The organism is Streptomyces sp. NPDC048565, from assembly GCF_040650935.1.
Classification (GTDB): domain Bacteria; phylum Actinomycetota; class Actinomycetes; order Streptomycetales; family Streptomycetaceae; genus Streptomyces.
The window spans coordinates 36,426-48,836 of record NZ_JBEZIH010000011.1; the positions used below are offsets into that span (position 1 = coordinate 36,426).

The 12,411-nt window shown below is 70.6% G+C and carries 10 protein-coding genes and 1 pseudogene; 4 read left to right on the forward strand and 7 right to left on the reverse strand.

Features of this window, described 5'->3' with window-relative positions; translation table 11 throughout:
- The first annotated feature begins 6 nt into the window (after nt 1-6).
- On the forward strand, nt 7-1,329 hold the full coding sequence (locus tag AB0C75_RS15445; RefSeq protein WP_362890901.1) for a transglycosylase family protein: 1,323 nt from the start codon (nt 7-9) through the stop codon (nt 1,327-1,329).
- Here the strand turns inward: AB0C75_RS15445 and AB0C75_RS15450 are convergent.
- The 6 genes from AB0C75_RS15450 to AB0C75_RS15475 form a co-directional block, all read right to left on the reverse strand.
- Nucleotides 1,299-2,459, reverse strand: a complete 1,161-nt coding sequence (locus AB0C75_RS15450) for a DMT family transporter (RefSeq protein ID WP_362890903.1) — start codon at nt 2,457-2,459, stop codon at nt 1,299-1,301. The genes AB0C75_RS15445 and AB0C75_RS15450 overlap by 31 nt on opposite strands.
- A gap of 202 nt (nt 2,460-2,661) precedes the next feature.
- A complete protein-coding gene (locus AB0C75_RS15455) occupies nt 2,662-3,117 on the reverse strand; it encodes an ATP-binding protein (protein ID WP_362890905.1) in 456 nt (151 codons plus the stop codon).
- Between the two features lie 99 nt (nt 3,118-3,216).
- Entirely contained in the window at nt 3,217-3,660 is a 444-nt protein-coding gene (locus AB0C75_RS15460) for a response regulator (RefSeq protein WP_362890907.1), read from the reverse strand.
- Entirely contained in the window at nt 3,657-5,282 is a 1,626-nt protein-coding gene (locus AB0C75_RS15465) for a CHASE3 domain-containing protein (RefSeq protein ID WP_362890909.1), read from the reverse strand. The genes AB0C75_RS15460 and AB0C75_RS15465 overlap by 4 nt, the downstream gene beginning before the upstream one ends.
- Nucleotides 5,279-6,529: a fused response regulator/phosphatase gene (locus tag AB0C75_RS15470; RefSeq protein ID WP_362890911.1), complete on the reverse strand. Its 1,251-nt coding sequence runs from the start codon at nt 6,527-6,529 to the stop codon at nt 5,279-5,281. Before AB0C75_RS15470 ends, AB0C75_RS15465 begins: the two co-directional genes overlap by 4 nt.
- 130 nt (nt 6,530-6,659) lie before the next feature.
- Nucleotides 6,660-7,556 (reverse strand): RNA polymerase sigma factor SigF, encoded by an 897-nt coding sequence (locus AB0C75_RS15475; RefSeq protein WP_362890913.1) that lies wholly within the window; start codon nt 7,554-7,556, stop codon nt 6,660-6,662.
- A gap of 302 nt (nt 7,557-7,858) precedes the next feature.
- Here AB0C75_RS15475 and AB0C75_RS15480 point away from each other — a divergent pair, with 302 nt between their 5' ends.
- Both AB0C75_RS15480 and AB0C75_RS15485 read left to right on the forward strand, forming a co-directional pair.
- Nucleotides 7,859-9,349 (forward strand): SDR family NAD(P)-dependent oxidoreductase, encoded by a 1,491-nt coding sequence (locus AB0C75_RS15480; RefSeq protein ID WP_362890915.1) that lies wholly within the window; start codon nt 7,859-7,861, stop codon nt 9,347-9,349.
- 282 nt (nt 9,350-9,631) lie between these two features.
- Entirely contained in the window at nt 9,632-9,805 is a 174-nt protein-coding gene (locus AB0C75_RS15485) for a hypothetical protein (RefSeq protein ID WP_362891207.1), read from the forward strand.
- A 27-nt stretch (nt 9,806-9,832) separates the two neighbouring features.
- Here AB0C75_RS15485 and AB0C75_RS15490 read toward each other — a convergent pair.
- A pseudogene (locus tag AB0C75_RS15490) lies at nt 9,833-10,039 on the reverse strand (lipase maturation factor family protein); the annotation flags it as partial.
- A 199-nt stretch (nt 10,040-10,238) separates the two neighbouring features.
- Here AB0C75_RS15490 and AB0C75_RS15495 point away from each other — a divergent pair.
- Nucleotides 10,239-12,305 carry a SpoIIE family protein phosphatase gene (locus AB0C75_RS15495; RefSeq protein ID WP_362890917.1) on the forward strand — a complete coding sequence of 689 codons (2,067 nt, stop codon included), beginning with the start codon at nt 10,239-10,241 and terminating at the stop codon, nt 12,303-12,305.
- Nucleotides 12,306-12,411: the final 106 nt, after the last annotated feature.

Consider the following 12,411-nt stretch of genomic DNA (forward strand, 5'->3'; position numbering starts at 1 on the left):
CTGATCATGGCCGCTAACGGACGGCACCGCAGATATCAGCCCAGCCGGATCAACCGTGCCTCGCTCACGGTGACGGCGGGAGGTGCGGGAATCGCGCTTCCCCTGCTCACCGCTGCCTCGGCGGGCGCCGCGTCGGCCGATGTGTGGGAGAAGGTCGCCGCCTGCGAATCGACGGGCGACTGGCACATCAACACGGGTAACGGCTACTACGGGGGCCTGCAGTTCACCCGGTCGACCTGGGCCGCCTACGGGGGCACGGCCTACGCGGCACGGGCCGACCTGGCGACCAGGGACCAGCAGATGGCCGTCGCCGAGAAGGTGCTCGACGGGCAGGGCCCGGGAGCCTGGCCGTCGTGCTCCGTGCGTGCCGGGCTGAAGCAGGGCGGCGACGCGGCCGCCGTCGACGCCGGGCCCACGGCCACGAAGGCCGCGCGGGACAGTGTGACGGACTCCCGCCCGGCGACGGGTACGGCCGGGAGGACGGTCAGGAAGACAGCTCTGGAGACCGCTGCCGCGAAGGCGTCACCGACGGTGGTGCCGGGCAAGCGCGAGTCGTACACGGTCGCACGCGGCGACTCCCTCTCCGGGATCGCGTCCGCCGAGCGGGTCAAGGGTGGCTGGCAGCGGCTGTACACGGCCAACCGCGGAGTGGTGGGCGCCGACCCCGACCTGATCCTCCCGGGCCAGCGGCTCACCCTCGACGTGGCAGGGACGACGAAGACCGCCCCGAAGCCGAAGGCCGCACCCGAGGCCGAGCGGAAGGCCGCACCGAAGGCCACCCCCACGCCCAAGGCCACGTCGAAGCCGACCCCCAAGGCCACACCGAAGCCCACGGAGAAGGCCGCTCCCAAGGCCACGGAGAAGGCCGCCCCCAAGAAGACCACCAAGCCCGCCGCCCCGGCCGCGAAGAAGGCGCCCAAGCCACGCTCTGCCGTCGTCGCGCCCGTGTCCGCCCGGACCGGGACCCCGTACCACCAGGCCGGGTCATGGTCCAGCGGCTACCACACGGGGGTCGACTTCCCGGTACCCACCGGCACCTCCGTCAAGGCCGTGGCGTCCGGGAAGGTCGTCTCGGCCGGCTGGGCGGGCGCGTACGGCTACGAGGTCGTTATCCGGCACGGCGACGGAAAGTACAGCCAGTACGCCCATCTCTCCGCACTCCATGTGCGCGCCGGCCAGCAGGTGGGCAGCGGCCAGCGGATCGCCCGCTCGGGAACGACGGGCAACAGCACCGGCCCGCACCTGCACTTCGAGATCCGCACGGGCCCCGGTTACGGATCCGACGTCGACCCCCTCGCCTACCTGAGGGCCGGCGGCGTCAGCATCTGATCACCGGTCTCCAGGGACCCTGAGGCCGGACGGTCCAAGTCACCCCGGCGGGCAGAACCGGCGGCAGGCAGCCTTCCGGCGAACTCCACGCGTCCGCCCCGGTGGTCCGGCGGCAGGGTCAGCGGGAGGGAGAGACCCGTGGGCGCCGGGAAAGGGTCGGGCAACACCGTCCCCCTCCGGACGGTCGCGGACTTCGGGACGGTCGCCGGCTCAGCCGGACCGGGCAGTACCACCGTGCGATGCGCCTCAGGGCCGCCGGAGGAGTCCGCCGGAGCGTCCTCGGACGACTCCGCCCTGCGCCTCTCCGCCCCCACCCGCTCGGTGGTCAGCAGCACGAGACCCGCCGCCGCCAGTGCTCCGCAGCCCAGGGCGAGCAGCGTGCCCGTCAGGCCGTAGCGGAACTGCTCCCCGAACATCGTGATGCCCACGGCGGCCGCGACCACCGGGTTGACCACCGTGACCGTGGCGAGCGGCGCCGTCAGCCCCGCGCCCCGGTACGCGGCCTGCGAGATCAGCAGCCCCGCGGCTGCCAGCGCCGCGATCACCAGGAGGGTCGGCAGCCCCGAGGTCACCGAGCCAGAGGTCCACTCCACCGCTACCGTCTTGGTGAACACCGACGCCATGCCGAAGGCGCCACCGGCGCCGGTGGCCAGCACCACGCTGCGCAGCATCGGCCGGTGAAGCCCCTTGGAGAGGATCAGGACGGCCGCCACGCCACCGAAGGTCCCGGTCGCCAGCACCAGCTGTTCCGGCCCCGCCAGCGTGTGGGATCCGGCGTTCCCCGTGAGCGCCAGCAGCCCGGCGAGGCCGACCGTGGCCATCAGCGCGCCACGCCAGGCCGTCCGCCCCGCCCTGCGGCGCACGAACAGCGCCGCCATCGGCAGCGCGAAGACGATCGTCAGAGCCCCGAGCGGCTGTACGAGGCTGAGCGGCCCGTACGCCAGGGCCACTACGTGGAGCACCGCGCCCACGCCGTTCAGCGCCACCGCCACCCACCAGACGCCGTTACGCAGCGGTGCGTACGGGCGGCTGTCGCCGGTCGCGGCCACGCGCTCCTGGACGATCGCCCCGGCCGCGTAAGCGACCGCGGAGACCAGTGACAGCAGCACGGAAAGCGCAAGGGAACTCATATACACCACGATGTCGCGTCGCAGGCGCCGCGTCGTCGTCCCTGAGGCGGCGATCCGGCGTACTGCTCCAGTAGTACGTCCATCCCTCCAGGGTCCCTCTTCCGACGGTAGACCTCCTCGCCCGAGGGCTCAGAAGTTCGCCGGGGAGGTGACGTCACGCCGCCGCCCGACCGCACCGGGTGTCCGAAACGTGCCGGGCGGGTCAGGTGCTGAGCATGAACTCGGCGCGGATGCGTTTGCCGACGGGCACCCGCTCGGCCGTGAGCCGGTCGCAGAGCGCGACCACGATCTCCATGCCGTGACCGCCGAGGCGGGCGGGGTCGGGGGAGTAGAGCACCGGGAGCGCCGTGCTGCTGTCGTAGACGGTGACGCTGATCCGTCGGGCGTCGCCCTCCAGCTCCAGCAGATACGGGCCGTGGCTGTAGCGGTCCGCGTTGGTGATGAGCTCGCTGACCGCCAGCATCAGATCGCTGCGGGTGTGCTCGCGGAGGACCGCCAGCCACTCGGCCACCAGCCGGGCGAGGAAACGGTCGGCGAGGGCACGGGCCTGCGCGATGCATCCGGGCTCGCCGTCGAACACCTCGGCGGTGAGCAGAACCTCCGTGGACGTGGGCTCGGGCAAGGAGTCGTCCGGCCGGGAGGTGGCCTGTTCGTTCATGTGCTCCAGCCAGGGGCGCCGCAGGGGAGGTCGTCGACCTCTTCTCGCCGTTCGTCTACCCGCGCCGAGAGATCCCACTCCGGGGGATCCCCGCAGATCTTACGCACGCGGAGGCAGCCGGACCACGCTCACGAAGAAGTCGTCGATCTGGCGCACCGCGCCGATGAACTGCTCCAGGTCCACGGGCTTGGTGACGTAGGCGTTGGCGTGCAGTTTGTAGCTGCGCAGGATGTCCTCCTCGGCCGAGGACGTGGTGAGCACCACGACCGGGATCAGCGCCAGTTCCGGGTCGGTCTTGATCCGCTCCAGCACCTGCCTGCCGTCGTACTTCGGCAGATTCAGATCGAGAAGGACCAGATCTGGCCGCGGCGCTTCGGTGTGCTCACCCCGGCGGTAGAGGAAGTCCAGCGCCTCCTGGCCGTCGCGTACGACATGGAGGGTGTTGCGGATCTTGTTGTCCTCGAAGGCCTCACGGGTCATCAGCTCGTCGCCGGGGTCGTCCTCGACGAGCAGGACCTCGATGGGCTGGACGACGTCGTTCACAGGTGGTCTCCCGACCGGGGGGTGAGCGGGGCGGGGGCGAGAAGCTCCGCCGTGGTGTGCGTGGGGGCCTCGGGGAGTACGGGCAGGGTGAAGTGGATCAGTGTGCCCTCGGCGGGTCCGGGGTCCAGCCAGATCAGGCCACCGTGGAATTCGATGATCTTGCGGCAGAGGGAGAGCCCGATCCCGGTTCCCTCGTACTCGTCACGGGCGTGCAGACGCTGGAAGATGACGAACACCTTGTCGGCGAACTCCGGCGCGATCCCGATGCCGTTGTCGGCGACCGTCAGATGCCAGTCGCCGTCCTCCCGTACACACCCGACGGTGATCCGGCAGGGCACGTCGGGCCGGCGGAACTTGACCGCGTTGCCGATCAGGTTCTGCCACACCATGGTGAGCGACGTCGAGTCACCGAGCAGCTCGGGCAGCGGATCCTCGCGTACGACGACGGCCTCGGACTCCTCGACGACCAGGGTGAGGTTGGACAGGGCGCGGTCCAGGGCGGCGTCGAGGTCCACGGGCTTCCAGACCTGCTGCACCCGGCCCACCCGGGAGAACGTCAGCAGGTCGTTGATGAGTACCTGCATCCGCTTGGCGCCGTCGACGGCGAAGTCGATGTACTGGCGTCCGCGTTCGTCCAGCTCCGCGCCGTAGCGCTTGTCCAGCAGCCGGCAGAAGGACGCCACCTTCCGCAGCGGTTCCTGGAGGTCGTGCGAGGCCACGTAGGCGAACTGTTCCAGTTCGGAATTGGACCGGCGCAGCTCCGCGGTCTGCTCGGCCAGCAGCGTCTCGCGCTCCTTCGACTCGGCCAGCTCGGCGGCCAGGCGCCGGCGCATGTCCTCGGCCGCCGCGGCCACCGCTCTGACGTCCGACGGGCCGCGGACCTCGATCCTGCTGGTGAAGGCGCCCGACCGCACCTTGTTGGACGCCGCGGTCAGCGAGGCCAGGGGCCGGCCCACCATGCGGTGCAGCAGCAGACTCAGGGAGACGACGGCCAGCACGAAGCCGATCATCAGGGCGATGAGCACCCGGTCGCGGGTGGCGCGTGCCTCACCCAGATCGGCGCGGGCCGTGTCACGTGCGTCGTCCAGATGGTGCTGTTGCGCGGTGTACAGGGCGCGCATCGCGTCGAACTCCGCCTTGCTCCGCAGGACCGGGGCCGAGGTGTCGGCCGTGGGCCCGCCCGTGCGCACCGCCGCGATCAGCGGCTCGGCCCGCAGCGTCCGCCACTGCTGGGACGCGTGCGCGATCCGGTCCAGGTCCTCGGCGAACGGCTGCTCGCCCCCGACCAGTGCGCGCACCCGGGCCAGCCGCTCCCGCTCGGTCCGCGTGCCCTCCCGGTAGGGCGCCAGGAACGAGGTGTCACCGGTGAGCGCGTAGCCCCGTACCCCGCCCTCCTGGTCGAGGAGCGCGTTCTGCAGCTGGAACGACGCGGAGCGGGCGGGCTGGATGCGGTCCACCAGATCGATGGTCCGGTCGGAGATACGGGACAGGACGAGCCCTCCGACGACCAGGCATCCGCAGACCACCAGCACGAAGCCGGCCAGGATCAGATGCACCCAGTTCTGCACCGACAGCCGGGCTATCGGGCCGGGCCGCCCGGCCGATGGTTCCTCCGGGCTCATGCCCGCGCCTTCCAGCCCAGGTGCAGGACGGCGACGTCGTCGGCGAGACCGCCGTACGGGGCGGCGCTCTCGGTGGCCTCGGCGACCAGCGCGTCGACGAACGCGCGGCGTCCGAGCCCTCCGTACTTGCCCGCCATCGCCAGCAGACCGTCCTCGCCCAGCCGGGTGCTGGGCCCCGTACGCCCCTCGAACAGACCGTCGGTGAACAGGACGAGTTCGCTGTCGGGCAAGAGCTCCAGCTCCGTGGTCGTCCAGCGGCCGGTGCCGGGGAGCAGCCCGAGGGCCATGCCCGCGTCCGGCTCGACCCAGGCGACATCCGTGCCGCGCCGTGTCAGCAGCCCGGGATGCCCGGCCCGTGCGATGAGCACCTTGTCCCGGCCGGGCGGGAAGACGAGCGAGGTCAGCGTGGCGAACACATGGGGATCGGACCGCTCGGCGACGAGTATCCGCTCCAGCAGGCCGATCTTCTCCAGCTGTGTGACACCGGTCAGCACAGCCGTACGCCAGGCGACCCGCAGACAGACCCCCAGGGCGGCCTCAGCGGCACCGTGCCCCGACACATCGCCGATCACCGCGTGCACCGCACCGTCGGCGGTCTGCACCACGTCGTAGAAGTCGCCGCTCAGCAGCCCGTGGGCGCGCCCGGCCTCGTAGCGCGCCGCGACCTGGAAGCTGTCGTCCCGCAGCAGCGGAATCGGCAGCAGCGCGCGTTCGAGGCGGGCGTTCTCCTGGGCGATCAGACGGCTGGCGCGCATCGCGGAGGCCGACCGCTCGGCGTGCTTGCGCTGGAGGGCGTAACGGACCGCCCGGCCCAGCACGTGCGGATCGATCCGGCCCTTGACGAGGTAGTCCTGGGCGCCCTGCGCCACCGATGACAGCCCCGTCTCCGACTCGTCGAGGCCCGTCAGCACGATGACGGCCGCGTCGGGGGCGGACTCGACGAGCTGGCGGACGGCGTCGAGGCCGTTCACGTCGGGCAGGTGCAGATCCAGCAGGACGCAGACCGACGTACGCGACTCCAGCAGGAACCGCCGCGCCTCGGCCAGCGTCTTGCACCAGGTGAGCGGGGCGTCCAGCTCGCTGTCGGTGAGCATCTCCTCGACCAGGAGCGCGTCTCCGGAGTCGTCCTCGACCAGGAGCAGGACCGCGTCGACGTCCCAGACGGACGCGTCGGCACCGGCCGGTGGCCTCTGCTGTTCCGGGAACACGCCGGGCTGCTTCGCACGCGCAGAGGTGCCCAACGGCATGTCGGCCACACTCCACCCCCTTTGACGGACGGCACGGGACACCCACGGCCGTATCGGCAGGAAGCATATGTGACGCGACTGAGGCCCGGCACGCGGCCGGGCCTCAGATTTTCCGTGTGTACGCCGTGGTTCAGACCTCGACGCTCATGCCCGTGCGCAGACGCTGGACGATCCTGCTGAGCAGGCGTGACACATGCATCTGCGAGACACCCAGCTCCTCGCCGATCTGCGCCTGGGTCATCTCCTGCCCGAAGCGCATACGGACGATCTTCCGCTCCCGGTCGTCCAGCTGCCGCAGCAGCGGAGCCAGGGTGTGCAGGTTCTCGACGTTCTCCATCCCCGGGTCGTCGTCGCCCAGGAGATCGGCGTACGCGCGCTGGTCGCTGCCCGATTCGCTGTCGGCGTTCGGGGTGTCCAGCGAGCCCGCCGAGTAGCCGTTGGCGGCGACGAGGCCCTCGATGATCTCCTCCTCCGGGAGATCGAGGTGCGCGGCGAGCTCCGCGACCGTCGGGTCGCGGTCGAGCTCGGCCGACAGCTGCTCCTTGGCCTTCGCCAGCTCGACCCGCAGCTCCTGCAGGCGTCGCGGCACATGCACGGACCAGGTCGTGTCGCGGAAGAACCGCTTGATCTCGCCGACGATGTAGGGCACCGCGAAGGTCGCGAACTCGACCTCGCGCGACAGGTCGAACCGGTCGATGGCCTTGATCAGGCCGATCGTGCCCACCTGGATGATGTCCTCGGTGTCGTCGCCGCCCCTGTTACGGAACCGTGAGGCGGCGAAGCGCACCAGCGAGAGATTCATCTCGATCAGCGTGTTGCGCGCGTACTGGTACTCATGGGTCCCCTCCTCGAGGACCTGGAGCCGGTCGAAGAAGAGCTTCGACATGGTCCGCGCGTCCTGCGGGGCCACCTTGCCCGCGTCCTCGATCCAGGGCAGCGCCGCCACGTCGGGAACCGCCCCCGCCTCGTCGCACCGCGTCTCCGCTGTGCCGATCGCTTCGGTGGTCCGCACTGACATGGTCGTCATGGTGTCACCCTCCCTGGTGTCCGATGCACTGACGGGGCGCATGCCCGGAGAACAGGAAGTAATGCCACCGAGGGCCGAAGTTTTTCCCGGAAACGCAAGACAAGGCCGAATGGCGCCTTTGAATGTGACGGTCCGTGAGGGTTCGAGTGCCTTCCGTCTCCGAACCGGGCGGCGTCCGGCTCATGGCAGACTTGACCGGGGCATTCCGCCCGTGCGCGCCCGCCCTCGTCGGCTCCCGGCCGGACCACTGCCCACCGAAGCCCCGGCAGCGGCATGAGCGACGAGTGACAGAGGAACGGCAAATGACGGTGACAGAGGACAGCCAGGAGTTCGCTCCCGGTGTCGACGCGTTCGGTCCCGGTATCGACCCGGAGCGGCTTGCCGTCTGCCTGAGCGTGCTCGACGAGCTGGACACCATCGAGGTCGACCACCCGGACGCCATCGCCGTACGCAGGGCCACCGCGGGCATCTACCGCACGGTGAAGCAGCGCCGCCGCCAGGAGCGCCGCGCCGCCAAGACCGCGCACGACAAGGCCGTCACCGAAGCCACGGCGACCGGCTCGGCCGAGCGCATCGACGACGAGACGCAGGGCGTCCTCCCGTCCTCGTCGGCCGCCGCCGAGATCGCGGGCATACTCCAGCGCCCCAGGTCCTGCTACATCTGCAAGACCCGCTACGTCGAGGTCGACGCCTTCTACCACCAGCTCTGCCCGCCGTGCGCCAAGGAGAACCGCAGCCGCCGCGACGCGCGCGCCGACCTCACCGGACGCCGCGCCCTGCTCACCGGTGGCCGCGCGAAGATCGGCATGTACATCGCGCTGCGGCTGCTGCGCGACGGCGCGCACACCACCATCACCACCCGCTTCCCCAACGACGCCATCCGTCGCTTCAAGGCGATGCCGGACAGCGACGAGTGGATCCACCGGCTGAAGATCGTCGGCATCGACCTGCGTGACCCCGCCCAGGTCGTCGCGCTCGCCGATTCGGTCGCCGCCGAGGGACCGCTGGACATCCTGATCAACAACGCCGCGCAGACCGTCCGCCGCTCCCCGGGCGCCTACAGCGAGCTGCTCACCGCCGAGTCCTCCCCGCTGCCCGCGGGTGAGCTTCCGGCGGCCGAGGTCATCGGCACCTTCGGCAGCGGCACCGTCGACCGGGTCGCCGCGCTGCCCGCCGCCCGCAAGGAGGGGCGGGGCCTGAGCGCACAGGACGTCACGGATCTCGCCCTGGTGACGGGGTCCGCTTCGCCCGCCCGTATCGCCGCGGGCACCGCCATCGACGCAGGCGGGCTCGTCCCCGACCTGCACGACACGAACAGCTGGATCCAGACCGTCGACGAGGTCGAGCCGATCGAGCTCCTCGAGGTCCAGCTCTGCAACTCCACGGCACCCTTCATCCTGATCAGCCGGCTGCGCCCCGCGATGTCCAGGGCCGCGTCCGAGCGTGCCTACGTCGTGAACGTCTCCGCGATGGAGGGCGTGTTCGGCCGCGGCTACAAGGGCGCGGGGCACCCGCACACCAACATGGCCAAGGCCGCGCTGAACATGCTGACCCGCACCAGCGCCCAGGAGATGTTCGAGAAGGACCACATCCTCATGACGGCCGTCGACACCGGCTGGATCACCGACGAGCGGCCGCACCCCGACAAGATCCGTCTCGCGGAGGAGGGTTTTCACGCCCCCCTGGACCTCGTCGACGGCGCCGCCCGGGTCTACGACCCGATCGTGCGCGGCGAGGCGGGCGAGGAGCTCTACGGCTGCTTCCTGAAGGACTACGCCCCCGCTGCCTGGTGACCGCGGCTCCTTCTGTTGGCTGAAAGTGACCCAGGCCACACGTTCTGTCGAGCGGGACGGCGCTCATTTGGTTAGTCTGAGGTGAACGGACGCCACCAAGGGATCCACGAAGCTTCCTCGGCCGTCCTGGGACAGGTCTGTAAGCAGTCTGCCGTCCCACCCCGTACCGGCGCCACCGCGACCGAACTGTTTCTGCCCCTGCCCCGCAGAGGGCGGTCGACACGGTTCTCACAGCCGCAGCGTCGCCACCGCCCGGGGTAACGCGACACAAAGGAGTCCGCGGTGACACCTGACATGACGAAGACCGAGACGCGCCGGACCGAGCCGACCGGAGAACGGGGCCACGGGCCCGAGAAGCTCCGGAACATCGAGGTCTGGGCGAGGTCGGCACCGATCAGGCTGGCCGGCTACGAGGACGATCTCGCCGAGCCGCACATCCTGCCCGGAATCGACTGATCCAGGCCTGTCTGTTCGAACGGCGCCTCAGCTGCCGCCCCCGCCCCCGCCCCCGGACGGGGGCGGCGGTGTGTCCAAGGGCCGGGCCACCGGCCTCATGAAATCCCGTACGTAGGCGCGGTCCCGCCAGCATCCGGTGGCCCGCAGCTCCTGCCGGTCCGTGTACCGCTAGTGGAAGACCCTTGCCCGGACATGGGCGGGCGGGCCGTCGGGAAACGGGTTCTGGCCCAGCAGCTCAGCCGGTAGCCGTCTGCGGTGAACCACTCCATCACTCCCGGTATCCGCAAGTCCGGGCCTGCGGACGGCTGACACGGCCCGTCGCGGTGCGAGATCGAGCCATCGGACGTACCCGGGACCGCCTTGATGGAGTTCACGGCGGAGATGAGGCGCAGTTCAGTCGAGGAATCGGACAAATGATGGCAGAGTGTCGCACATGGATGATCGGGTAGCGGGTGCCCTGTCACTCCCGGACGACTGGCCCGCCCACCCGGACCTCAGTCTCGCCCTGAACCGAATGGGCAGCTTCGACTGGGATCTGGACAGCGGCCTCATGCACATGGACGAGCCCGCGCTCGAAGTGTTCGACCTGCGCCCCGACGAGTACGACGGGCACCCGGCGGGGCTCGCCAGGCGCGTGCCCGCCGATGAGGCGACCCGGCTCGACTCGATGGTCTCGCAGGCCCTCAAGAGCGGCCGCAGCAACTACGGCGCGTACTTCCGCAGGATGCAGCGCGACGGCGCCCTGTCCTGGACCCACACCCAGGGGTTCATCCGTCGTGACGGCACCGGGCGGCCCCGCCGCATCATCGGGATCGTCCGCGACGCCACGCAGGAACTGGCCGAATCCACCGCCCGCCGGACCGTCGACGAGGAGCGCCGCCGCCGTACGAGCCTGGTGGAGGGCACCACCGCGGCCCTGGCCCACGCCCGGACGGTCAAGGACGTCAGCGATGTGCTGAAGAGCTCCCGTGGCCTGGCCGACCTCGGTGCCACCAGCCTCGTCATGGGGCTCCTGGAGTCCGGGCGCATCCATCTGGTGGCGGACGGACCTGAGGGGGCGTTCGTGCAGGGCACCCGCTACACCCGCACGGACGAGCCCTACCCGATGAGTGAGGTCATCCGCACGCTCACGCCCCGTTTCATCGAGACGCCCGAGGACTTCGCGGCCTCGTACCCCATCCTGTGGCCGCACATCAGCCACCTCGGCATCACAGCCGCCGCCTACCTGCCGCTCATCGCCCAGGCACGCCCGATCGGCGCACTGGGGCTCCTCTACGGCAACAAGGCCGGCTTCACGGGCGACGAGCGGAACCTGCTGGTCGCCCTCGGCAGCTCGATCGCCCAGAGCCTCCAGCGGGCGATGCTCTACGAACAGGAGCACGACCTCGCCGAAGGGCTCCAGCAGGCGATGCTGCCGCGCCGGATCCCCGAGGTGGCCGGGGCCCAGGTCGCCGTCCGCTACCGCTCCGCGCGGCTCGGCCAGGACATCGGTGGCGACTGGTACGACATCATCCCGCTGCCCGGCGGCCGGGTCGGCGCCGTCATCGGCGACGTACAGGGGCACGACACGCACGCGGCGGCCGTCATGGGGCAGCTCCGGATCGTGCTGCGCGCCTACGCGGCCGAAGGGCACAGCCCGCCCACGGTCATGGCCAGGGCGTCGGTCTTCCTCCATGAGCTCGACACCGACCGCTTCGCCACCTGTACCTACGCCGAAGCCGATCTGACGACGGGCGTGGTGCAGCTGGTCAGGGCGGGGCACGTCGATCCGGTCCTGCGGGACGTCGACGGGAGCTGCCGCAAGCTCCCGGTCGACGGTGGCATGCCACTGGGCCTCTCCGCGGAGTTCGGGCAGCTCGAATACCCGGTCAGCACCGTCGACCTGGACCCGGGCCAGACGATGATCCTCTACACCGACGGGATGGTGGAGCTGCCCGGCACCGACCTCGACGAAGGCATGCGCCTGCTGGCCTCCACGGTCCGTGACGGTCCGCAGGACCTCCAGAACCTCGCCGACCGGCTCTGCGAGGTCGTCGACGAGCGTGGCGGCGGGGACGACATGGCGCTGCTCCTGCTGCGCCGTAACGCGGCCCACGCACCGCATCCTGGCGGCCGGCTCCAGCAGCATGTCGCGCAGAACGACCCGGAGGCGCTGACGTCCGCCCGCCACATGATCAGGGCGGCGGTGCGTGCCTGGGGCGCCAAGGGCCGGGCGGACGAGGTCGAGCTCGCGGCCGACGAACTGATCACCAACGCGCTGATGCACACCGACGGCGGCGCCATCGTCACCATCCGGATGCTCACCGGACCCGATCGCCGCCTCAGGGTCGACGTCGAGGACCGCTCAAGCGCACTGCCTCGCCGCAGGGACGCGGGGGAGTCGGGTGTATCGGGCCGCGGGCTCATGCTCGTCGACCGGATGGCCGACATCTGGGGAGTGGAGTCCCGGGGCAACGGCAAGTGCGTGTGGTGCGAGTTCCGCATCCCGGAGCGCCGGTAGCGCGGCTGCCGCGACAGCGCGAGACTGTAACAGTACGTAACATGTCCGTGCTTGACCGTAATCGACCGTGCGGGATTGACTGCGATCCCGCCGTTCCGCTGCCGAC